This is a genomic window from Allofournierella sp. (genome assembly GCF_048388525.1).
Classification (GTDB): domain Bacteria; phylum Bacillota; class Clostridia; order Oscillospirales; family Ruminococcaceae; genus BQOK01.
This window is the reverse complement of record NZ_DBGCTQ010000073.1, coordinates 17,743-39,747: the sequence shown is the minus strand read 5'-3', so window position 1 is coordinate 39,747 and position 22,005 is coordinate 17,743. Positions and strand designations below refer to the sequence as shown.

Annotated in this window: 24 protein-coding genes and 1 other annotated feature; of the genes, 11 read left to right on the top strand and 13 right to left on the bottom strand. The window is 63.3% G+C overall.

The window, feature by feature from the left end:
* Positions 1-494: dTDP-glucose 4,6-dehydratase (locus tag ACMLHZ_RS09500; protein ID WP_418667488.1), on the top strand; the 494-nt coding region annotated here is incomplete at its 5' end.
* Between the two features lie 86 nt (positions 495-580).
* Here ACMLHZ_RS09500 and ACMLHZ_RS09495 read toward each other — a convergent pair.
* Positions 581-865 carry a DUF6809 family protein gene (locus tag ACMLHZ_RS09495; RefSeq protein ID WP_418667487.1) on the bottom strand — a complete coding sequence of 95 codons (285 nt, stop codon included), beginning with the start codon at positions 863-865 and terminating at the stop codon, positions 581-583.
* Between the two features lie 373 nt (positions 866-1,238).
* The gene (locus ACMLHZ_RS09490) at positions 1,239-2,282 is read right to left on the bottom strand and encodes a threonine aldolase family protein (protein WP_418667486.1); all 1,044 of its coding nucleotides are present in this window, start codon (positions 2,280-2,282) and stop codon (positions 1,239-1,241) included.
* A 212-nt stretch (positions 2,283-2,494) separates the two neighbouring features.
* On the opposite strand from ACMLHZ_RS09490, the gene proB reads away from it, so the two are divergent.
* The 4 genes from proB to ACMLHZ_RS09470 all read left to right on the top strand — a co-directional run bounded on the left by proB (position 2,495) and on the right by ACMLHZ_RS09470 (position 6,323).
* Complete coding sequence (proB, locus tag ACMLHZ_RS09485; RefSeq protein ID WP_418667485.1) at positions 2,495-3,271, top strand: glutamate 5-kinase; 777 nt, start codon at positions 2,495-2,497, stop codon at positions 3,269-3,271.
* On the top strand, positions 3,268-4,527 hold the full coding sequence (locus ACMLHZ_RS09480) for a glutamate-5-semialdehyde dehydrogenase (protein ID WP_418667484.1): 1,260 nt from the start codon (positions 3,268-3,270) through the stop codon (positions 4,525-4,527). Before proB ends, ACMLHZ_RS09480 begins: the two co-directional genes overlap by 4 nt.
* Positions 4,528-4,548: 21 nt before the next feature.
* Positions 4,549-5,487 carry an Ice-structuring protein gene (locus ACMLHZ_RS09475; RefSeq protein WP_418667483.1) on the top strand — a complete coding sequence of 313 codons (939 nt, stop codon included), beginning with the start codon at positions 4,549-4,551 and terminating at the stop codon, positions 5,485-5,487.
* Positions 5,488-5,657: 170 nt separating this feature from the next.
* Positions 5,658-6,323 (top strand): HD domain-containing protein, encoded by a 666-nt coding sequence (locus ACMLHZ_RS09470; RefSeq protein ID WP_418667482.1) that lies wholly within the window; start codon positions 5,658-5,660, stop codon positions 6,321-6,323.
* Between the two features lie 121 nt (positions 6,324-6,444).
* Here ACMLHZ_RS09470 and ACMLHZ_RS09465 read toward each other — a convergent pair whose 3' ends face one another.
* The 11 genes from ACMLHZ_RS09465 to ACMLHZ_RS09415 all read right to left on the bottom strand — a co-directional run bounded on the left by ACMLHZ_RS09465 (position 6,445) and on the right by ACMLHZ_RS09415 (position 18,545).
* Positions 6,445-6,966, bottom strand: a complete 522-nt coding sequence (locus ACMLHZ_RS09465; RefSeq protein WP_418667481.1) for a biotin transporter BioY — start codon at positions 6,964-6,966, stop codon at positions 6,445-6,447.
* Between the two features lie 60 nt (positions 6,967-7,026).
* A complete protein-coding gene (locus tag ACMLHZ_RS09460; protein ID WP_418667480.1) occupies positions 7,027-8,001 on the bottom strand; it encodes a biotin--[acetyl-CoA-carboxylase] ligase in 975 nt (324 codons plus the stop codon).
* Positions 8,002-8,154: 153 nt separating this feature from the next.
* Positions 8,155-8,385: a methylenetetrahydrofolate dehydrogenase gene (locus ACMLHZ_RS09455; RefSeq protein WP_418667479.1), complete on the bottom strand. Its 231-nt coding sequence runs from the start codon at positions 8,383-8,385 to the stop codon at positions 8,155-8,157.
* A gap of 13 nt (positions 8,386-8,398) precedes the next feature.
* Complete coding sequence (locus tag ACMLHZ_RS09450) at positions 8,399-9,193, bottom strand: TatD family hydrolase (protein ID WP_418667478.1); 795 nt, start codon at positions 9,191-9,193, stop codon at positions 8,399-8,401.
* Between the two features lies 1 nt (position 9,194).
* Positions 9,195-11,162 (bottom strand): methionine--tRNA ligase, encoded by a 1,968-nt coding sequence (gene metG / locus ACMLHZ_RS09445; protein ID WP_418667477.1) that lies wholly within the window; start codon positions 11,160-11,162, stop codon positions 9,195-9,197.
* Positions 11,163-11,211: 49 nt separating this feature from the next.
* Entirely contained in the window at positions 11,212-11,955 is a 744-nt protein-coding gene (locus ACMLHZ_RS09440; protein ID WP_418667476.1) for an aspartate/glutamate racemase family protein, read from the bottom strand.
* Between the two features lie 1,164 nt (positions 11,956-13,119).
* Positions 13,120-14,088, bottom strand: coding sequence for an L-lactate dehydrogenase (locus ACMLHZ_RS09435; RefSeq protein ID WP_177565734.1), 969 nt, complete (start codon positions 14,086-14,088; stop codon positions 13,120-13,122).
* Positions 14,089-14,333: 245 nt separating this feature from the next.
* Positions 14,334-16,124, bottom strand: coding sequence for an arginine--tRNA ligase (argS, locus tag ACMLHZ_RS09430; protein ID WP_418667475.1), 1,791 nt, complete (start codon positions 16,122-16,124; stop codon positions 14,334-14,336).
* 76 nt (positions 16,125-16,200) lie between these two features.
* Positions 16,201-16,641 carry a DUF1934 domain-containing protein gene (locus tag ACMLHZ_RS09425; RefSeq protein ID WP_177565726.1) on the bottom strand — a complete coding sequence of 147 codons (441 nt, stop codon included), beginning with the start codon at positions 16,639-16,641 and terminating at the stop codon, positions 16,201-16,203.
* Positions 16,642-16,657: 16 nt separating this feature from the next.
* Entirely contained in the window at positions 16,658-17,473 is an 816-nt protein-coding gene (murI, locus tag ACMLHZ_RS09420) for a glutamate racemase (protein WP_418667474.1), read from the bottom strand.
* Positions 17,466-18,545 (bottom strand): D-alanine--D-alanine ligase family protein, encoded by a 1,080-nt coding sequence (locus ACMLHZ_RS09415; protein WP_418667473.1) that lies wholly within the window; start codon positions 18,543-18,545, stop codon positions 17,466-17,468. Before ACMLHZ_RS09415 ends, murI begins: the two co-directional genes overlap by 8 nt.
* Positions 18,546-18,845: 300 nt before the next feature.
* Between ACMLHZ_RS09415 and rpmG the strand changes: the two genes are divergently transcribed.
* The 6 genes from rpmG (at position 18,846) to rplJ (ending at position 21,941) form a co-directional block, all read left to right on the top strand.
* Complete coding sequence (rpmG, locus tag ACMLHZ_RS09410; protein WP_009323843.1) at positions 18,846-18,995, top strand: 50S ribosomal protein L33; 150 nt, start codon at positions 18,846-18,848, stop codon at positions 18,993-18,995.
* Positions 18,996-19,010: 15 nt separating this feature from the next.
* Entirely contained in the window at positions 19,011-19,262 is a 252-nt protein-coding gene (secE, locus tag ACMLHZ_RS09405) for a preprotein translocase subunit SecE (RefSeq protein WP_177565720.1), read from the top strand.
* A 49-nt stretch (positions 19,263-19,311) separates the two neighbouring features.
* The gene (nusG, locus tag ACMLHZ_RS09400) at positions 19,312-19,833 is read left to right on the top strand and encodes a transcription termination/antitermination protein NusG (protein WP_177565718.1); all 522 of its coding nucleotides are present in this window, start codon (positions 19,312-19,314) and stop codon (positions 19,831-19,833) included.
* Positions 19,834-19,984: 151 nt separating this feature from the next.
* The gene (gene rplK, locus ACMLHZ_RS09395; protein WP_177565716.1) at positions 19,985-20,410 is read left to right on the top strand and encodes a 50S ribosomal protein L11; all 426 of its coding nucleotides are present in this window, start codon (positions 19,985-19,987) and stop codon (positions 20,408-20,410) included.
* A gap of 61 nt (positions 20,411-20,471) precedes the next feature.
* Positions 20,472-21,167, top strand: a complete 696-nt coding sequence (gene rplA / locus ACMLHZ_RS09390) for a 50S ribosomal protein L1 (protein ID WP_177565714.1) — start codon at positions 20,472-20,474, stop codon at positions 21,165-21,167.
* Between the two features lie 69 nt (positions 21,168-21,236).
* Positions 21,237-21,386 (top strand) — a sequence feature (ribosomal protein L10 leader region).
* A gap of 45 nt (positions 21,387-21,431) precedes the next feature.
* Complete coding sequence (rplJ, locus tag ACMLHZ_RS09385) at positions 21,432-21,941, top strand: 50S ribosomal protein L10 (RefSeq protein WP_418454510.1); 510 nt, start codon at positions 21,432-21,434, stop codon at positions 21,939-21,941.
* Positions 21,942-22,005: the final 64 nt, after the last annotated feature.

Sequence of the window (22,005 nt, the reverse complement as noted above, 5' to 3'; positions counted from 1 at the left end):
ACAACTACGGGCCGTACCAGTTCCCGGAAAAGCTGATCCCCCTGATGATCAACAACTGCAAGACCAAAAAGGGCCTGCCGGTGTACGGCGACGGCATGAACGTGCGGGACTGGCTGTATGTGGAGGACCACTGCAAGGCCATTGACATGGTGGCCCAGGGCGGCCGGGACGGCGAGGTGTACAACGTGGGCGGCCACAACGAGAAGCCGAACATCTTTATTGTGAAGACCATCATCAAGGAGCTGCACGACAAATACGACGACACCATTGACGAGAGCCTGATCCAGTATGTGGCCGACCGGCTGGGCCACGACCGGCGCTACGGCATCGACCCCACCAAGATCCGCAGCGAGCTGGGCTGGTACCCGGAGACTCCCTTTGAGGAGGGCATTGTAAAGACCATCGACTGGTACCTGGCAAACGAAGAATGGATGCAGCACGTGACCAGCGGCGATTACCAGAAGTATTACGAAGAAATGTACAAAAACAGATAAACGGGCTTTGCCTGCTTGAAAAAGCGGCGCTTCCTGCGGCAGTTTTTACCGCGGGGAGCGCCGCTTTTGGCGTGGGAGGGGAGGACTTACAAAAAATGCTCATAGGCAAAGTTTTCGCTGGCGGAAGCGGCTTGACACAGCAGGCGAAACGCCAGCTTGAAGCCGAGCTCGAAGGATTCGGCGGATTCCAGGCCCGCGGCAAGCCCCTCGGCCCGGGAAAATTCGTCGAGCGCTTCCAGCGCTTCGCCCCCCAGCAGGGCGCGAAGCGCTTTTTCGCAGCGGATCGCCTGCTGGGAAGCCTGGTGATAGGGGCTGCCCGGGCGGATGGACTGGCTTTCCCGGAGCGGCTCAAAAAGATTGTACAACCACATTTTTTAAAATGGCCTCCTTTACAACGGGAAGGAAGGGCCCCGCTGCTCGTTTGTCATCAGAATAACATTGAAAACTCCTGACTTCCAGCAGCATAGTGTGAGTGGAGTGTTATCACAGGCATAAAAATTTTAGAAAGAACGGATCTGAGAGCAAATTATCAAATAAAATCACTTATGGAGCAAAACAAAATCATCGCTCGTTCAACGCTCAGATGAAATATTTGGCAGGCGAGTGCGTGAAACAATATGAGGAAGAGCACGGCCCGATCCCCACAGAAGGTTTAAAATAACCGCTGATTGCCTTGAAACAATGAAAAGCCCGCTGCATGGGTTTGCAGCAGGCTTTTTCTTTTATAAAATCAGCAGGGCGGGGTCACAGGCAGGCCGGGCAGCCGCCCAGGGCGCGCTCGACCGCCAGCAGGAAGGCGGCCACCGCCTCGTCGGTGGTGGCCCAGCTGGTGACCAGGCGGATGCAGGTGTGGGCGGGGTCGGGCGCGGACTGCCGCTCCCAATGGAAATCCGGGGAGAGGCGGTCCAGAACAGCGTTTGGCAGGATGGGGAACTGCTGGTTGGAGGGGCTGGCGGCCGCGAAGGGCACGCCGAGGGCGGAGAGGCCCTCTTGGAGGCGCAGGGCAAGAGCGTTGGCGTGGGCGCCGAGCTCTTGGTACAGGCCGCCGGTGAACAGCTCTTCAAACTGCACCCCCAGCAGCCAGCCCTTGGCCAGCATGCCGCCCCGCTGCTTGACGATGTAGCGGAAATCGGGTTTGAGGGCGTCGTTCAGGATGCAGACCGCCTCGCCGAAGAGCGCGCCGTTTTTGGTGCCGCCAATGTAAAAGGCGTCGCACAGGCGGCCCAGGTCGGCCAGGGCCGCCCCGCCGGCGGCCAGGGCGCTGGAAAGGCGCGCGCCATCGAGATACAAAAGCAGCCCCAGCTCATCGCAGGCCGCGCGCAGGGCTTCCAGCTCTTCCAGGGAGTACACGCCCCCGGTCTCGGTGGTGTTGCTGATGTACACCAGGCGGGGTTTTACCATGTGCTCGTCCGGGTGGGCGGCGGCCGCTTCCCGCACGGCGGCCGGGGTGAGCTTGCCCCCCGGTGCGGCGGGCAGCGCGATGCACTTGTGGCCGCTGGCCTCGATGGCACCGGTCTCGTGCACGCACACATGGCCGCTGGCGGCGGCGATCACCGCCTCGTGGGGGCGCAGAAAGGCGCTGATGCACACGGTGTTGGCCTGGGTGCCGCCCACCAGAAAGTGAACGTCCGCATCCGGGCGGCCAATGGCCGCGCAGATGAGCCGGCGGGCATTGGCGCAGTGGGGGTCGGTGGAATAGCCGAAGTTGCCCTCGAGATTGGTGCGGGCCAGGGCCCCGAGAATGCGGGGGTGGGCGCCCTCGCTGTAATCGTTGGTGAAACGGTACATTGCAAAAACCTCACTTTTTGCGGCGCGGGGCCGGCTGGCGTTTTGCGGGGTGAAACGCCGCCCGGTTCCGCGCCGGATCTGTTACCATCATATCATTTTTTCACAAAAAGTCCACCGCCTTGGGTTTGTGTTGCGGGACGGTTTATGGTATACTCTAAATTGTATTACTATCGAAACGCGGGCCCTGCGGCCCCCTGGAGGCAGGATATTCCATGAAAGTTGTTGTGAAGGTGGGCACCTCGACCCTGGCCCACCCCACCGGGCGGCTGAACATCCGCCATATCGAGGCGCTGTGCAAGGTGCTGAGCGATCTGAAAAACGCGGGGCACCAGATTATCCTGGTGTCGTCGGGCGCGATCGGCATGGGCGCGGGCAAGCTGTGCCTGCCCGGCCGCCCGGCGGACATGCCCACCAAGCAGGCCGCCGCGGCCGTGGGCCAGTGCGAGCTGATGTACACCTACGATAAGCTGTTCACCGAGTACAACCACACGGTGGCCCAGATCCTGATCACCAGCGAGGATGTGGAGGACGGCGCGCGCAGCGAAAACCTGCACAGCACCCTGACCCGCCTGCTGGAGCTGGGGGCGCTGCCCATTGTAAACGAGAACGACACGGTGAGCACCGCCGAGATCGCGGTGGGCGACAACGACACCCTGGCCGCGCTGCTGGCGCGCAGCCTGAGCGCGGACCTGCTGGTGCTTTTGAGCGACATCGACGGCCTGTTCACCGCGGACCCGCACACCGACCCCGCGGCCCGGCTGATCCAACGGGTGGAGGAGCTGACCCCGGAGATTGAGGCGGCGGCGGGGGGAAGGGGCTCGGCCCTGGGCACCGGCGGCATGGCCACCAAGCTGCGGGCGGCCCGCATTGTGACCGAGGCCGGGGCGGACATGGTGATCGCCAACGGCCAGGCCCCGGAGGTGCTGTACGACATTTTGGCGGGCGAGCCCGCGGGCACCCGCTTTGCCGGAAAAAGGAGCCCTGCATGACAACGACGAACGAACTGCTGAAAACCGCGCGGGCGGCCCGCGGCGCGCTGGCGCTTGCCGGGGGCGAAAACCGCGCCGGGGCGCTGCGCCGCATGGCGGCGCGCCTGACGGAGCGCACGGCGGAGATCCTGGCCGCCAACCGCCGGGATCTGGAAGCCGCCCGGGGCCGGGCGCCGGAGGTAATGCTGGACCGCCTGCGCCTGGACGAGGGGCGCATTGCGGCCATGGCCGAAGGGATGCTGGCGGTGGCCGCCCTGCCCGACCCGGTGGGCCGCGTGCTGGAAACAAGCGAGCGCCCGAACGGGCTTTTGCTGCAAAAGGTCACGGTGCCCATGGGCGTGATCGCCATTATCTACGAGAGCCGGCCCAACGTGACCAGCGATGCCGCGGCCCTTGCCATTAAGAGCGGCAGCGCCTGCGTGCTGCGGGGCGGCAAGGAGGCCTTTGGCTCGAACAACGCCATTGTGGAGGCCCTGAAAGAAGGGCTTGCGGATGCGGGCCTGCCTGCCGGGGCGGTGGCCCTGGTGCAGGATACCAGCCGTGCCTCGGCCAATGAGCTGATGCGGGCCTCGGGCCTGGTGGACCTGTTGATCCCACGGGGCGGGGCAGGGCTGATCCGCGCCTGCGTGGAGAACGCCTGCGTGCCGGTGATCCAGACCGGTACAGGCATCTGCCACATCTATGTGGACAAGGGCGCCGACCTTTCCATGGCGCTGCGCATTCTGGAAAACGCCAAGACCAGCCGCCCCTCGGTGTGCAATGCCGCCGAGGTGTGCCTGGTGCACAAAGCTGTGGCCGCGGAGTTTTTGCCCCGGGTGCGCCAGCGCCTTACCGAGGGGCGGGCGGCGCAGGGGCTGCCCCCGGTGGAGCTGCGCCTGGGGCCTGGGGCCGCGGCGCTGACCGAAGGGAGCCCAGCGGGCCCGGAGGATTTTGATACCGAGTTTTTGGACTACATCCTGGCGGTGGAGGTGGTGGACAGCCTGGAGGCGGCGGTGGCCCACATTGCCGCCCATTCCACCGGCCACAGTGAGGCCATCGTGACGGGGGACGAGGCGGCGGCCGCCGCCTTTGCCGCCGCGGTGGACTCGGCCGCAGTGTATGTGAACGCCTCGACCCGCTTTACCGACGGGGGCGAGTTCGGCCTGGGCTGTGAGATGGGCATCTCGACCCAGAAGCTGCATGCCCGTGGCCCCATGGGCCTGGAGCAGCTTGTGAGCTACAAATACATCATCCGGGGCAGCGGGCAGATCCGCTGACCGCGGGGGAGGGAGCTTTTTATGGCAAACAGCACTTCACAACAGGAGCATGAGCGCAACCGGCGCCGGCGGATCCGCCAGGCGTTGGGGCTGGTGCTTTGCCTGCTGATCCTGATCGGGGTGATCAACGTGGTGGCCGCCTGCGTGCACGGCGTGGCCGCGCTGTTCGATGACACCGACAAAAAACTGGCCTACGAGCAAAAGCTGCAGGCGCTGGTGATGATGGACCCGCTGCCCTTTGCGGATCTTTCGCAGGCCGACCCCACCCAGCTCAAGGAGTATGCCATCTGGACGGTGGTGTTCAACGCCCAGCGCACCCCCGGCGGCCTGGACACCTATGAGCGCGACCCGGACACCGGCAGCGCCATTCTGCCTGCGGTGGAGGTGGACGCCGCCCTGACCGCCCTGCTGGGGCCGGATTACAATTCGCTTTTGGATCCCACCGGCAAGGACGAAAGCCGCCAGATCACCCACGGCAGCTTTGAGGCGGAGATGAACTTTTTCTACGACGAGGAAAAGCAGGGCTATCTGGTGCCGGTGACCGGGCAGATGGGGCAGTATACCCCCCAGGTGGCAAAGCTGCAGAAAAAGGACGGCAAGCTGCGGGTGACCGTGGGCTACATCCCCACCCCCGCGCTGACGGGCGATTACAGCATGAGCTCGTCCACCACGCCCACCAAATACATGGATTATGTGTTTGAAAAGGTGGGCAAGGAGTGGTACCTGCGGGCGCTGGAGGCCAGCGAGATGAAGGCGGATACCAGCGCCGCGGTCAGCCAGCCCGAATACGATCTGGATTACGACTACACCGACCCCGCCAGCATCATTGCGGGCAACGCGGGCGATAATTCGGCCACACAGCCCGACAGCGAGCAGGAACCCCAGGGCGACGGAAACAGCGGTGAAGGCGGCGGGGGCGGAAGCTCCGCCCCGGAGGGCGACAGCGTGCCCCAGGAGTGAGCGAGGTCCTTTTAAAAAGGCGCGGCGGGTCTTTCAGGCCCGCCGCTTTTTTGCGGCCCGCAGAAGGCGGCCGGAGAGCAGCCGTGTAAAAAGTTTGCAAAAGCCGTGCCACAAGGTGGGAAAGCGTGGTACAATATAAAACAGTTCAAGCCAAAAGGAGGCCCTGCCCCATGCTGCCCGTGACCTATGAGATGGTTCGCAAGAGCGAAGAGATCAACACCTACATCCGCCAGGCCGACGCCTCACTGATCGCGCTGGGATATACCGAGCATTCCTTTGCCCACGTGGTGCGCTGCGCCGAAACAGCAAGCCAGTTGCTGAGCGAGCTGGGCGCCAGCGAGCGGGAGGTGGAACTGGCCCGCATCGCCGCCTATATGCACGACATCGGCAACCTGGTGAACCGGGTGGACCACGCCCAGAGCGGGGCGGTGATGGCCTTTCGCATTCTGGACAAGATGGGTATGCCCCCCGAGGACACGGCCCTGGTGGTGACTGCCATCGGCAACCACGACGAGGGCACCGCCTACCCGGTGAACGGGGTGGCCGCCGCGCTGATCCTGGCCGACAAGACCGATGTGCGGCGCAGCCGGGTGCGCAACCAGGCCACCATCACCTTTGACATCCACGACCGGGTGAACTGGGCGGCGGAGAAAAGCGAGGTGCGCCTGGATAAGGCCGGGCGCACCGTGACCCTGCGCATCCAGCTGGACACGGCCGTGTGCCCGGTGATGGATTACTTCGAGATCTTTTTGACCCGCATGCTGCTGTGCCGCAAGGCCGCCGAGTTTTTTGGCCTCGCCTTCCGGCTGGAAGTGAACGGCCAGCTGCTGCTGTAAACCGCCGCCGCGGAAAAAGGCCGCACACAGGAGATGGTTCCCGGCCCGAAGTCGGCAAAAGCGCCCCGCCCTGTTTTTCAACAGGCGGGGCGCTTTTTTGGGGAAAAAGAGGAAGGCGGACTCAGCGCATACGCTGTTGCAGGGTGCGGGCCAAAAGGATGGCGGCAAGGCCCTTTAAAAAGTCCGGCAGGATGAAGGGGAACACGCAGGCCGCAAGGCTTGCCCAAAGCCCCGCGCCCCGCACGTACATGAACCAGGCAGTGCCGAGGGTATAGCAGACCAGCTGCCCGCCCAGCACCCCCAAGACACGCAGGGGCAGCCGGGAGGTTTTGGCGCAGGCCAGCGCCAGCAAGGCCGCCATGAGCGGGTAGGCCCAGAGGTACCCGCCGGTCATGCCCACCAGCGCCTGCAGGCCCCCGTTGGCATTGGAAAAGATGGGCAGGCCCACCGCGCCCAGCGCCAGGTATACCCCCATGCTGGCAGCGGCCCAGCCGGGGGTGAGCATCGCGCCCGCAAAGAACACCCCGAAAACGCCCAGGGTGAGGCTGACGGGGCCGATGACAATGCTCCAGGGGGCGATCACCGCGGTGAGGGCGGCGCACAGGCCGGCCAAGGCCATGCTCCGGGTTTTGGTCTGCTGCATACTGCAAATCTCCTTTGATATGACAAATTTGTTTTGGCCCGCGCTGAGAGCGAAAGGAAGCTACCGGCGCACGGGGGCAGGGCGAACGCTCACCTCGCCGCTGCGCAATGTGCGCCGCCCACCACCCGCAAGCTCCACCAGCAGCCTGCCCTCGCCGTCGATGGCAAGGGCGCGGGCAGTATAGGAATCGCGGCCCGGTTCCAGCACGGTGAGCCAGTGCCCCAGCACCAGGCTGCGGGCCCGGTATTCCTCCAGGCAGTCGAAGGCCGGGGCGAGGGCCAGCAGCTCGGCGCAGATGGCGCCCGCCAGCGCGGCCCGGCCGCAGGGGGAGGGGCCGCCGGGAAAAAGCGAAGCGGCGGCGCCGGCAAGCTCCGGCCCAAGGTCTTCAGGGGTGGCGGTGAGGTTGAGCCCCACGCCCACGGCCGCCCAGTCCAGCGCGCCGCTTTCCAGGCCCATGCCCGCTTCGGTGAGGATGCCGCACACCTTGCGCCCGCCGCAGAACAGATCGTTCACCCATTTGATGGAGAGCTGGCGGCCGCAAAGCGCCTGCACCGCCCGGCACACGGCCACGGCCGCCGCGCAGGTGAGCGCCAGAGCGCCGGCGCCCGGCAACAGGCCCCGCAGAACAAGGGTCATGTAGACCCCTTTGCCGGCGGGGCTCACAAAGCTGCGGCCCAGCCGCCCCCGGCCCCCGGTCTGCCGGTGGGCCACAACCAGGGTGCCCGAGGGGCAGCCTGCCAGCGCCAGCTCCTTGGCGCGCAGGTTGGTGCTGCAAAGGCTCTGGTGCAGCTCCACCGCGGCAAGGGACGGGCAGGCGGCGCGCACCGCCTGCTCGCTGAGCAGGTCGGCCCCGGCGGCAAGCCGGTAGCCGAGACCTGCCTGGGCGCAGATGGGCCAGCCCTCGGCGCGCAGGGCCGCCGCCGCTTTGTGCACCGCGGCGCGGCTGACCCCCAGCGACCCCGCCAGCTCCTGGCCGGACAGCGAAGCATCCCCGGCCTGTGCCAGCCGGCGCAAAAGTTCCTGTTTCGTGCTCATAAAAGGCCTCCTGCATGCCAGTATACAAGTGCTGCACCCGGGCCGTCAACCCGAAAATTAAAATAGGTTTACAGCACCGCGCGCAAAAAACAGCCGCAGCGCGGCACAAAGAAAAAAGCCGCGCAAAAAATGCGCGGCCTGTTTTGAGGGAGCTCAGCGCTCCTCGATGGTATAGTTGAAGCCGTACTCGGCCTGGAGGGCCTTGACCTGCGGCTCGAGATCCCCGATGAAGGTGGGCTCGAACACGCTGTTGCCGTTGTGGGCCTTTTTGTAGGCTTCCAGCAGCCCGTTCAGCTTGTCCCACGCCTGCTGGTTGCGGGCTTCGTCGGTGCCTTCGGGGAAGGTGATGATGAATTCGCGGTGTTTGGGGATGCGTGCTTTCATAAAATGTTCCTCCTTACAGCCCGAACAGGCGGCGCGCGTTCTGCGCGGCGGTTTCGAGCAGGGTTTGTTCCGGAATGCCCTTGCGGGCGGCGATGAAGGCGGCGGTGTGGGCGATCATGCCCGAGTCGCACCGGCGGCCCCGGCAGGGCACAGGGGCCATGTAGGGGCAGTCGGTTTCCAGCAGCAGGCATTCGGGGGGCAGCGCGTCGATGACCTTTAAGGCGCGCTTTGCGCCCGGAAAGGTCACCGCGCCCCCAAGGCCGATGAAAAGGCCCTGGCGGGCGAGGGCCAGCGCGTCCTCGGCGCTGCCGGAAAAGCAGTGCACCACGCCCTTTGGCCGGTACTTTTTGAGCAGGGCATAGGTGTCGGCGTGGGCCTCGCGGTCGTGCACGATGATGGGCTTTTCAAGCTCGAGGGCGGTTTTGAGCTGCGCCTCGAACAGGGCGAGCTGGGCGTCTTTTGGTACGGGCCAGTGATAATCGAGCCCCGCCTCGCCCACGGCCACAGCCTTTGGGTGTTCGTATAAGGGGCGGATGGCTGCCAGTTCGGCCGCCCAGTCGCCCCCAAAGCGGGTGCGGGTGGAGGCGTTTTCCTGGATCAGGCTTTCCGGGTGAACGCCCAGCGCCGCCCACACAAATTCATATTGATCGGCCAGGGCCAGCGCACCTTGGCTGGTGGCATGATCGGTGGCGCACTCGACCACGCCCGCCACGCCCGCGCCGGGCAGGGCGGCCAGAACCCCGGCCCGGTCGGGATCGAACTGGCCGCTCTGGTAATGGGCGTGGGAGTCGAAAATAAGGCCGCTCATTTCAGTGGATTGCGCTGCCGGGCAGCACATCATCCGGGAAGAAGGCAACCGAGGCGCCGCCGTCCGGCAGATCGGCGGCCATGACCATGCCCTCGCTCACATACTTGCCCTTCATCATGGGGCGGGGGGCCAGATTTGCCACAATGCCCACGTTGCGGCCAATCAGGTCGGCGGGGGCGTACCACCTGGCGATGCCGGAGAGGATGGTGCGCTCGCGCTCGCCGTCGAACAGGGTCATTTTGAGCAGCTTTTTGCTCTCGGGCAGGGTTTCGCAGGTGAGCACCCGGGCCACCCGAAGCTCGCATTTACAGAAATCGTCGATTGTAATTTCGGGCAGGTGCTCGATGGCCGGGGCCTCGGCGGGCTGGGGGGCGGGGGCGGCAGGCGCTGCGGCCTTGCTGGGGGCCTCGGCCCCGGCGGCCAGTTCGGCCAGCTCCCTGGCGGCGTCGATGCGGGGGAAGAGGGCCTCGCCCTTGTGCACGGTGTAATCGGCCTTGCCGCCGAAGCCCAGGGAAGTATACTGCCGGTCGGCAGCGGTAAGGCCCAGCTGCGCGGCCATTTTATCGGCGGTGGAGGGGAGGAAGGGCGCCAGCATCACGCAGGCATAGCGCAGGGCCTCGCACAGGTTATACAGCACCATGGCAAGGCGGGGCTTGTTTGCCTCGTCCTTCGCCAGGGCCCAGGGGGCGGTCTCGTCGATGTATTTGTTGGCGCGCTGGATGGCCTTGAAGATCTCCTGCGTGGCCTGGGGAATGAGCAGGTCGTCCATGCAGGCGGCCACTTTGGGGGGCATGGCGGCTACGGTGCTGATAAGATCGGCGTCGAATTCGCCCGGCTGCCGCGCGGCGGGCAGGGCGCCGCCGAAGTACTTTTCCACCATGGCCACCGTGCGGCTGAGCAGGTTGCCTAGGTCGTTGGCAAGATCCGAGTTGATGCGGTTGATGAGCGCCTCGTTGGAGAAGATGCCGTCGTTGCCAAAGGGGATGTCGCGCAGGAGGAAATAGCGGATGGCGTCGACCCCGTAGCGGCCGCACAGGATCACCGGGTCCACCACGTTGCCCTTGGATTTGGACATTTTGCCCCCGTCCAGCAGCACCCAGCCATGCCCGAACACCCGCTTTGGCAGGGGCAGGCCCAGCGCCATGAGCATGGCGGGCCACAAAATGGTGTGGAAGCGCAGGATCTCCTTGCCCACGATGTGGATGTCGGCCGGCCAGAAGGTCTCGTAGTCCTGGTAGGCGGAGTTGCCGTAGCCCAGGGCGCTGATGTAGTTGGAAAGCGCGTCCACCCACACGTACATGGTGTGGGCCGGGTCGAAGGGAACGGGAATGCCCCACTTGACCGAGGTGCGGGAAACGCAGGTGTCCTGCAGGCCCTGGTTGATGAAGGCGATCATCTCGTTCTTGCGGGTCTCGGGCTGGATGAACTGGGGGTTCTGCTGGTAGTAATCCAGCAGGCGGGCGGCGTATTTGCCGGTGCGGAAAAAGTACGCCTCCTCCTCGGCCTCGTACACCTCGCGGCCGCAGTCCGGGCACTTGCCGTCCTTGAGCTGGCTGTCGGTCCAGAAGCTCTCGCAGGGCTTGCAGTAATGGCCCTTGTACACGCCCTTGTAAATGTCGCCCTGCTCGTAGAGCTGGGTAAAGATTTTTTGGCAGCTCTCCACGTGATAATCGTCGGTGGTGCGGATGAACCGGTCGTGGGAGATGTCCAGCAGCTTCCACAGCTCCTTGATGCCCGCCACGATCTCGTCCACATACGCCTTGGGGGTTACGCCCTTGGCGGCGGCTTTATCCTCGATTTTCTGGCCGTGCTCGTCGGTGCCGGTGAGGTACATCACCTCATAGCCCTGCATCCGCTTGAAGCGGGCCAGCGCGTCGCAGGCCACAGTGGTATAGCTGTGGCCGATGTGCAGCTTGTCGCTGGGGTAGTAGATGGGGGTGGTGATGTAATAGGTCTTTTTTTCGCTCATCGTGTTTTTATTCCTTTCCTCGGGGCCGCAAATGAAACGGACCCGGTGTTTACAGATTGAAGCCCACCGGCGTTTTGCCGCAGGCGAGGATGGTCTCCCTGGCCAGCACCTCGGTGCTGTCGATGAAGAAATCGTCGAGGCCGCAGCCCCGCTTGATGAGGCTGAGCTCGGTGCAGCCCAGCACCGCCCGCTGGCAGCCGGCGGCCTTTAAGGCATCGGCAATGCGCAGAAATTCCGGCAGATCCACCGGCTTGCCGCCCTTGATCTCGTCGTAGATGATGTGCTGCATCAGCACGGCCTGGTCCGCCTCGCAGGGCACGGCCCAGCCCAGGCCCTCGGCCGCGCACATGCGCTGGTAGGAACAGCTTGCCACCGTGCCGCTGGTGGCGAGAATCCCCAGTTTTGTGCAGCCCTGCGCCTTGGCGGCCTGCACCGTGAGCTGGATCATGTTGAGCACCGGCACCGGCAGGCTGCGCTGCAGCCGGTCGTAAAAATAGTGGGCGGTGTTGCAGGGGATCGCCAGCACGGTGGCGCCGTATTCCACCAGCATTTCGGCGTCCCGCTCCATGACCGAAAAGGGGTCTTCCTTGCTTTGCCCCAGCACATAGGCGCTGCGGTCCGGCGTGGTGGCGCGGCTGGAGATTACGATATCCAGATGGTCCTGGTCTTTTTCCGCCTGGGTGTGGGCGGTGATCATCTCGTAAAAATAGACGGTGCTCATGGGGCCGATGCCCCCCAATACGCCCAGCACGGGGTGGGGCGCGCCGCCCGGCCCGGTCTGCGAAAATGCCACGCAAAACCGCCTCCCTTAAATTGTTGGAATGATACATACTTTATTATAAAGGCGGCGGGCGCAAAGTCAAGAAAAAGCCCCCGAAGACCGCCGAAAGCGGGCCGGGGGAGAGCGCGGAAGGAGGGGCGGGCTTTGCGCGGCAGGGCCCGCACGACAAAAAGCCGGGGCGCCGAACAAGGCGCCCCGGCTGCTTATTTAGTACATTGGTCTGCCCTCGCATCAAGTGGATTTGCGGAAACCGGACGATAATTGATTCATCGGTCTTTCACGCCTTTCCAAGCAACCGGCGGACGTTGTAGCTTCACATTGCCCGCCAACCTGGTGGTTTGAAGGGCAACCCTTTCAGCACATTGGTATTAACCCCTTTTTGCTTTGATCAAAAAATTCAAAACAGTGAAAGAAGCATGTGCCAAGCGCAAATCAGTACATCGGACTCAAAGCCTCTTTAGATGGGGGCCCCTGGCAACCGGGGCCCGGGGGTTTTTGGCGGGCCCTCACAACGAGGCCCTTTCGGTTTTTACAAGGCCGTAACAACGGGGCCCTGGGTTAAAACGGATGTTTGCTCTTACAAGAGAAAAGCATTTTGTTTTTTGTTCAGGCCATTCATCCTGCGGGCCTGTTTCATGCACTTTTTAAATGGACAAAAAGTTGAAACCTCGAACTCCCTTTTTTCGCTTTTTTTAAAACGCTGGGGAATTTTTTGTTTTTTTGGCTCTCCTTCTGATCTATCTAAAAAATCCATTGAGGCAGGCAGTGGGCCCTGTTCGCTATTTGTACCGCCGGGAACTCGATCGCTCACAGTTTGGTCATAAAAAGAAGTCATCTTTTGGTGTTTAAGCGGTTCCCGTGGTCAGCGGCAGGACCCACCCTGCCGAAAGTGCTTGGGTTCTTCTTTTACCATGATGGTTCCTGCGCTCCTTTCCTACCCAGGCGAGCCGCGTTTCTTCGTTTCCCTCTCGCTGGTTTCTAGACCTTGGTTTTCTTCCCTTGGTGTGCTTTTATTATACCCGGGAAAGACGGATTTGTATATTGGCAAACTAAATAGATTTATGGTGAGCGATTTGTATATTTGTTGCCTTGAAAGGCGGCGCTTCAAGTGATATACTAAAAATGTTGGAGTGCATAAAGCGGGGGCCCTTCCTGCACGGAAGGGCCCCCGCTTTATCATTGCTCCGGGCCCGCAAGCCCCACCTGGCGCAGCATGTCCTGCAGGCTGGCGCAGCAGGCTTCCAGCTGGGCGTGCTCGGCGGGGGCAAGGCCCACCTCGATGATCCGCTCGCGGCCGTTTTTACCGATGATGCAGGGCACGCTCATGGCGACCCGAGTGAGGCCGTATTCGCCCGCCAGCACCGTGGACACGGGCAGGATGCACCGCTCGTTGAGTACCAGGGCCTTGACCAGGCGGGCCACGCTTTGGGAGATGCCGCTGGAGGTATAGCCCTTGAGCTTCAGGACCCGCAGGCCGGCGTTTTTGGTTTCATCCAGCACCTCGGCCTTGTCGATGGCGGCGGGCAGGCCGAAGACACGGGGCGCTTCGTCCAGCGGAACGCCGGCCACGCTGACCATGCTCCAGGGGATAAAGGCGCTGGCGCCGTGCTCGCCGAACAGGTAGCCGTGCACATTTTTGGAATCGACCCCGCACTGGGAGGCGATGATCTGGCGCATGCGGGCGGTGTCCAGCAGGGTGCCGGTGCCGAAGATCTTTTCAGCCGGGTAGGAAAAATGGGTCTGGCCGTAGTAGGTGACCAGGTCCACAGGGTTGGTGACCACGATAATGACTGCGCTGCGGGTGTAGCGGGTCACCTGGCGCATGACGCCGTCCATGACGGCCAGGTTCTTTTCGGCCAGGCTGCGCCGGTCGGTGTCGCCCGGCTGGATGCTGGGGCCGGCGGTCATCACAATGATGGCCGCGTCCGCGCAGTCGGCATAGCTGCCGGCGCGGATGGTCACATTGGTGGAATAGGCAAAGGCGGTGGTGTGAAGCGCGTCCATCACCTCGCCTTTTGCCTTGTCGGTGTTTTGGTCGATCACCACCACCTCGCTGAGAAGGTTCAGCGCGATGAGCGCGTTCAGGGTGGCGCTGCCCACCATGCCCGCGCCGATGAGCACCAGCTTGCCGTCTTTTGCCTGCATAAAAAGCTCCTCCTTATCAGATCAAATAACTTTCCCGAAGACCGGCCGCGCCCCCTCCGGCGGCGGCCGGAAAACCAAAAACGGGGCAGGATGCACCGCACCCAGCCCCGTTGCTGTTTGGTCGGCTTTATTATACTGCCCCGCGGCCGTGCCCGTCAACCGCTTTTTTGCGGCGGGAAGCCCGCGGCGGAGCAATAAAAGCGCCCGCGCGGAAGATGCCGCGCGGGCGAAAAAGCGTTTGGGGGTTACATGCTCTCGGGAACGGTGATCTTGAACATGGTGAGCACGTTGGCGATGACCTGCTTGACCGCCAGGCACAGGGCCATGCGGGCCTGGCGCACCGCGGGCCCCGCCTCTTTGATGCGGCAGGTGTTGTAGAACTTGTGGAACGCGCCCGCCAGGTCGATGACGTACCGGGTGATGCGGGCGGGGTCGTATTTTTGGGCGGCCAGCACGATTTCGGCGGGGAAGGCGCTCACGGCGCGGATGAGGTCCAGCTCGGCGGGTTCGCTGAACTGCACGCCGGCCCAGGCCACAGGCCCCTCGTACTGCACGCCCTCGGCGGCCAGCTTTTTGAGGATGGAGCAGATGCGGGCGTGGGCGTACTGCACATAATACACCGGGTTCTCGCTGTCCTCACGGACGGCCAGGTCCAGATCGAAATCCATGGCGCTGCCCGCCTCGCGCATGTTGAAGAAAAAGCGGGTGGAGTCGATGGGGGCCTCGTCCAGCAGATCGCTGAGGGTGATGGCCTTGCCGGTGCGCTTGCTCATGCGAACGGGCTTGCCGTCCCGCATCAGGTTCACCAGCTGCATGAGCACGATGTCCAGCTTTTCGCCGTCCAGCCCCACCGCGTCCATGGCGCCCTTCATGCGGGCCACGTGGCCGTGGTGGTCGGCGCCCCAGATGTCGATGGCGCGGGAGAAGCCCCGCACCGCCAGCTTGTTATAATGGTAGGCAATGTCGGCCGCGAAGTAGGTGGGGATGCCGTTGGCCCGCACCAGAACCTCGTCCTTCACTTCGTCCTCGTCGCGCTTTTTGTTGGCCGCGCCGTACTTTTCGGTGAACTGGGCGCTTTTGTACATCACGGCGCCGTCCGCGGCTTTGTAGCAGGCGCCGCTGGCCAGCAGCCTGTCCACCACGGCCTGCACCGCGCCCGAGTCGTGCAGGGCGCTCTCGCGGAACCACACGTCGTAATGGATGCGGTATTTGGCCAGGTCCCGCTCAAGCCCCGCGATATTTTTGGGCAGCGCGTAGCCGATGAGCGCGGCCCGGCGGGCTTCCTCGGCGGCCTCCACCAGGGCGTCGCCGTGCAGGGCGGCAAATTCTTTGGCGAGCGCCTTGATGTCCTCGCCCTGGTAGCCGTCTTCGGGGAAGGGCACGGCATCTTCGCCCTTGTAGAGCTGGAGATAGCGGGCCGAGAGGCTCTTGCCGAACTTCTGGATCTGGTTGCCCGCGTCGTTCACATAGAATTCGCGGGTCACATTGTAGCCGGCCCAGTCCAGCACGGCGGCCAGGCAATCGCCCAAAGCCCCGCCCCGGGCGTTGCCCAGGTGCATGGGGCCGGTGGGATTGGCGGAAACGAATTCCACGTTGACCGCTTCGCCGCCGCCATAGCCGGTGCGGCCGTACTGCCCGTTCAGGGTGGCGCCGTACACCACGCCGGAGAACCAGGCGGGGGACAAAAACAGGTTGATGAAGCCGGGGCCGGCGATCTCGGCCCTTGAGAAAATGCTGTTTTCCAGGGCCGGCAGGTGGGCCAGAAGGGCCTCGGCGATCTGGCGGGGAGCCTTTTTAAAGGCGCGGGCCCCGGCCATGGCCAGGTTCGAGGCCACATCGCCGTTTTTTACGTCCGCCGGGATCTCCACGATGAAGGCGGGCAGCCCGGCGGCGGGCAGCGCGCCGGCGGCCATGGCTTTTTCGGCGGCCAGGGTCAGCAGGGCGCGGGCCTCGGCCAAAGCGTCCCGCCGGGGGTTATAGTTTTGATAGGCCTGCCGCATTTCTTCGGTCAGCGCGCCGTACTCGTTTGCGTCCATGTTCAATTCTCCTTGTTCCTTCCTTTTTTACGTCTGCCGCCCGGAGCCGGGCGATTTGGGGGCGGGAGGTGCGCCGTCAGGCCGGAGGCCCGGCCCGGCGCACCGTGATTTTTACGAGGTTTTTGCTGAGAATGGAATTCTGGTCGGCGTCCAGGGTGTAGCTGAACTCGACCTCGCCCCCCTCGTCGGTGAGGCGGTTTGAAATGGCGTCGGCCGCGACGCCCAGGGTGAGCGCGCCCTCGCCGGTGTCGTAGTGGCACAGGTGGCGCACGCCCTTTTCAATGATGAGCTGGCTTGCGGCGGGGCCGAAGCGCAGCATGGCCACCCGCCGGCCGTCCTGCGCCACCTTTACGGTGGTGGTGCAGCCTGCGTAGCCGGTGGTTTCGCTTTCCTGATAGCTGATGAAAAAGCTGCCGTTCTTTTTTAAAAAGCTGCCCCGGGTCATCAGCTGGACCTGGTCGTCGCCGCCGTCCTGTTCCATGCGGCCGTCGATCCGGATGAGATAATCCTCGTTCATGGCACGTCCCTTCGCTTTAAAAACTTTCGATGGCGACCCGCTCCACAGGGCCCGCGCCCTGCGGGCCGATGAAGAGCTTCAGCGAGGCCTCGAACCCCTCGGGAAGGTCGCTGACGTAATAATCGGTGCCGCCCGCGGCGCCGGGGGGCGCCAACAGCCCGGCCTGTGCCAAGCTGCGGCTGGCCACCAGGGCGGTCTCGCGCCCCGGGTCGATCAGGGTGACATCCGGCCCCATGACCTGCCCGATGATGTGGGCGATGAGGGGGTAGTGGGTGCAGCCCAGGATGAGCGTGTCCACATGGGCGGCCCTGACCGGGGCCAGATACTCCCGCGCAATGGTTGTGGTGACCGCGTCGCCCGGCTCCACATAGCCGTTTTCCACCAGGGGCACGAACATGGGGCAGCTGCGGGCCACCACCTGCACGCCGGGCAAAAGCGCGCGCAGGCGCTGGGCGTAGCTGCCGCTGCGGATGGTGGCCGCCGTGCCGATGACCCCGATGCGGCCGGTGCGGGTGGCCTGGGCGGCGGCCCGGGCCGCTGCGTCCAGCACGCCGGCATAGGGCACGGGCAGGGTGGCGGCGTAAGCGGTGGGCAGCACGCTGCTGATGGTGCCGCAGGCGGCCAGCAAAAACTTTACGTTTTTGGAGAGCAGAAAGCGGATGTCCTGCCGGGCGTACTGCAAAATGGTTTCGGGGCTGCGGCTGCCGTAAGGCACGCGGCCTGTGTCGCCGAAATAGACCAGGCGTTCGCGGGGAAGAAGTGCCTGGAGCTCCCGCACGGCGGTGAGCCCCCCCACGCCCGAGTCGAATACCCCGATGGGCCGCTCATCCATGGCGCACCCCCGCGCGCTGCAGCGCCAGCTGCACCAGCCGGTCTGCGAGCTTGGGCAGGGGCAGGCCCGCCGCCTCCATGAGCTTTGGATACATGCTGATGGCAGTGAAGCCGGGCATGGTGTTGATCTCGTTCACCAGCACCGTGCCGTCCGCTTCGACAAAAAAGTCGCACCGGGCAAGGCCCTGGCAGCCCAGGGCGGCATAGGCCTTTTCGGCAAGGGCCTTTACTTCCCGCAGCTTTTCGGGGGTGAGATCTGCCGGGATCAGGGTGCGGCTGGTGCCCAGCAGGTATTTGTCGCTGTAGGTATAGAATTCCTCGCTGGCGAGGATCTCGCCCGGGTGGGTGGATTCCGCGGGGCCGTTGCCCAGCACCGCACACTCGACCTCCTGCCCCTTTACAAAGCGCTCGAAGACCACCTTATCGTCCTCGGCCAGGGCGGTGGCCACCGCCTTTTGGAAGCCCGCTTTATCGGCCGCTTTGCTGATACCCACGCTGCTGCCCGCGTTGGCGGGCTTTACAAAGATGGGGTAGCCCAGCGTTTGGCTGACCCGCGCTTCCAGCGCGTCAAGGTCCGCGCATTCGGCGCGGCCGGCCCAGGTCCAGGCGCAGCGGGGCACGCCCGCGGCGTCCAGCAGGGTGTTGGCCACCGCCTTGTCCATGCAGACGGCGCTTGCCAGCACGCCGCAGCCCACATAGGGGATGCCCGCCAGCTCCAGAAGGCCCTGGACGGTGCCGTCCTCGCCGTTTTTGCCGTGGAGCACCGGAATGACCACGTCCACCGGCAGCACGATGGCCTCGCCGCTGAGCCCGCGCAGCAAAAGGCCGTGGTCGGCGCGGTCGGGGCTGATGACGCAGGGCTGGCAGTCGCCGCACAGCTCCCAGCTGCCGTCCGGCATGCGGTCGGCGGGGCCGGGGTAGTAGAGCCAGCGGCCGTCTTTGGTGATGCCGATCTTATATACATGATACTTTTCTTCACACAGCGCGTCGGCAAAGGTCTTGGCCGACACCCGGCTCACGTCGTGCTCGCTGGAAACGCCGCCGAACAGCAGCGCCACGTTCAGTTTGTTCATACGCTTTGAAACCCTCTCTCCACAGGGGCCGCGCCCCGCAAAATGCCCTTCCATGGGCCCACAGCCCATAAGTATTCTTAATATACCATAAAAATACGCAGGTGACTAGTGGAACAATGGCATAAGGAAGCGGGGCGCAGGCACGAAAATTCTGTGGATTTGCTCTTGACGGGGCGGGGGGCGTGTGATATGATTGTATCACCTCTTTTGCAGGTTTATTTTTTTGTGCCCATTTTCTGGCACGGCCTGCAACTTTCGAGGGAGGCTGAACAAACCGTTAAATGGAGGTGCCGAAGACAAATGAGAGTGAAGATCACCCTGGCCTGCACGGAGTGCAAACAGCGCAACTACAACACCAAGAAGAACAAGAAGAACAGCCCTGACCGGCTCGAGATGAAAAAGTATTGCCGCTTCTGCAAAAAGCATACTGTGCATCGCGAGACCAAGTAAGAAAGGCGGGAGAACATGGCTGAAACAAGCAGCAAAAAGCCCGGCTTCTTCACCAAGGTCAAGAATTGGTTCAAGGGCATCGGCAAGTATTTCCGCGATACCAGGAGCGAGCTCAAAAAGGTGGTGTGGCCCAGCAAAAAGCAGGTCATCAACAACACCATCGTGGTGATCGTGGTTGTGCTGATCGCATCCGTGTTCATTCTGTTGCTGGACATGCTGTTCGGCAGCGGCATGAGCCTGATCTTGGATCTGGCCGCCAAGCTGTAAGGCCCGCGATCCGCGGCGCCGATATCCTGAAAGCGGGAGGGAGCACAGTATGGAAGATCAGGCAATGTGGTATGTGGTGCATACCTATTCCGGTTACGAGAACAAGGTGGCCACCAATCTTGAAACCATTGTGGAGAACCGCCGCCTGCAGGAACTGATCCACGAGGTGAAGGTTCCGGTGGAGATGGTGCCCGAGCTGAAGGACGGCAAGGAGCGCATTGTGGAGCGCAAGCTCTTCCCCGGTTACGTGCTGGTGAAGATGGTCATGACCGACGAGAGCTGGTACGTGGTGCGCAACTGCCGCGGCGTGACCGGCTTTGTGGGGTCCACTTCCAAGCCCATCCCCCTTTCGGAAGAAGAGGTGGCAAAGCTTGGGGTGGAGGCCGAGCACGAGCTCACGGTGGACTATGCCGAGGGCGACAATGTGGAGATCACCGGCGGACCCCTGGAGGGCTTTGTGGGCCTGGTGGAGAGCATCGACCTGCAAAAGCAGAAGGTCAGGGTCAAGGTTTCCATGTTCGGGCGCGAGACCAGCGCCGAATTGGACCTGAACCAGGCCAAACCCCTGTAACAAGACCCCTGGACGTGCCCGCACGGCGGGCGAAACACTGGTAAGAGCCGCGCGCTGCGCGGTTTTTATAGGGCTCCGGCGCGCCGGTGCCCGTGGGAGGGCCGCTTTTGCGGCCCGCTAGCTTACCACAAATTTTGGAGGTGCAATTGAAATGGCGCAGAAAGTAACTGGTTACATCAAGCTGCAGATCCCGGCCGGCAAAGCGACCCCGGCCCCCCCTGTTGGCCCGGCGCTTGGCCAGCACGGCGTGAACATCATGGCGTTCACCAAAGAGTTCAACGAGCGTACCCAGAAGGATATGGGCTACATCATTCCGGTGGTCATTACCGTGTATGCAGACCGTTCCTTCAGCTTCATCACCAAAACTCCTCCGGCCCCTGTGCTGATTAAAAAGGCCTGCGGCATCGAGAGCGGTTCCGGCGTGCCCAACAAGACCAAGGTGGCAAGCATCACCAAGGCCCAGCTGGAAGAGATCGCCAAGACCAAGATGCCCGACCTGAACGCTGCCGACCTGGACAGCGCTGTCCGCATGATCGCCGGCACCTGCCGCAGCATGGGCGTCACCGTTACCGAGTGAACCCCTTGCCGCAAGACGTGGGAGGAAATAATCCGATATACCACACAGGAGGAAAAGAGTAATGAAACACGGGAAACACTATGTCGACAGCGCCAAGCTGGTCGACCGCAGCAAGCTTTACGACACCGACGAGGCTCTGGCCCTGTGCTGCCAGACCGCGAAGGCCAAATTTGACGAAACCGTGGAGCTGCACGTCCGCCTGGGCGTTGACAGCCGCCATGCCGACCAGCAGGTGCGCGGCGCTGTTGTGCTGCCGCACGGCACCGGCAAAAACGTGCGCGTGATCGCCATCTGCAAGGGCGACGCCGCCAAGGCCGCCGAAGAGGCGGGCGCGATGATGGTGGGCGACGCCGACCTGATCGCCAAGATCCAGAACGAAGGCTTTGTGGACTTTGACGTGCTGGTGACCACCCCCGACATGATGGGCCAGGTTGGCCGTTTGGGCAAGGTGCTGGGCCCCCGCGGCCTGATGCCCAACCCCAAGGCGGGCACCGTGACCCCGGACATCGGCAAGGCTGTGACCGAGGCCAAGGCCGGTAAGATCGAGTACCGCCTGGACAAGCAGAACATCATCCACGTGCCCGTGGGCAAGGCCAGCTTCGGCACCGAGAAGCTGAGCGACAACCTGCGCACCGTGATGGAGGCCATTGTAAAGGCCAAGCCCGCGGCTGCCAAGGGCCAGTATATCAAGAGTGCGACCGTTGCCACCACCATGGGCCCCGGCATTAAGCTGAACGGCGCCAAGTTCGGCGGCTGAGCACAACGCTTTTGAAAAAAGCGCTGTGCGCCGCGTGCGGAGCGCTTGACAAATCCGTTTTGGAACGGTATACTATGAATTGCTGTTTTTAAGACAGCAGGTGCTCATACCAGCGTAAAGGGCTTTGCCCGCCTGCCGAGAAACGCATAGACTACGAACCTTTTGTAGCTTTATGCCCCTTTCCCGGCGAGCCGGGAAAGGGGCTTTTTATGCGCTCTTAAAACGCGAGAAAACAAACATCAGTCGAAACGAGGTGAAACCAAAATGCCCAGTGCAAAGATTCTGACCGCAAAGCAGGCCTATGTGGCCGAGCTGAAAGAAAAGATTGCGAACTCCGTGGCGGGCGTGGTGGTCGATTACAAAGGCATCAATGTGGCCGACGACACCAAGCTGCGCAAGGAGCTGCGCGAAGCCGGGGTGGAGTACTTCGTTGTGAAGAACACCATGCTGCGGCTGGCCATTGGCGGCACCGAGCTGGAAGGCATGCAGGAAGTGCTGGAAGGCACTACCGCCATTGCCATTTCCACCGAGGACCGCATTGCCGCGGCCCGCATCCTGTGCAAATACGCTGACGCCTCCAAGGGCAAGTTCAGCGTGAAGACCGGTTACATGGACGGCGCTGTGATGGACAAGACGGAAGTGGAGTCGATCGCCAAGCTGCCCGGCCTGGAAGGCATGCTCTCCATGTTTGCCGGCGCCCTTACCAGCACCCTCAGCGGCCTGGCCGTGGCCATGCAGGCCTATGTGGACAAGACCGAGGAGCCCGCTGCGTAACAAAACCGTTATCCACGGCCGGTGCGCTTAAAGCGCGCGGCCCCCACAAAAAACAATACTATTG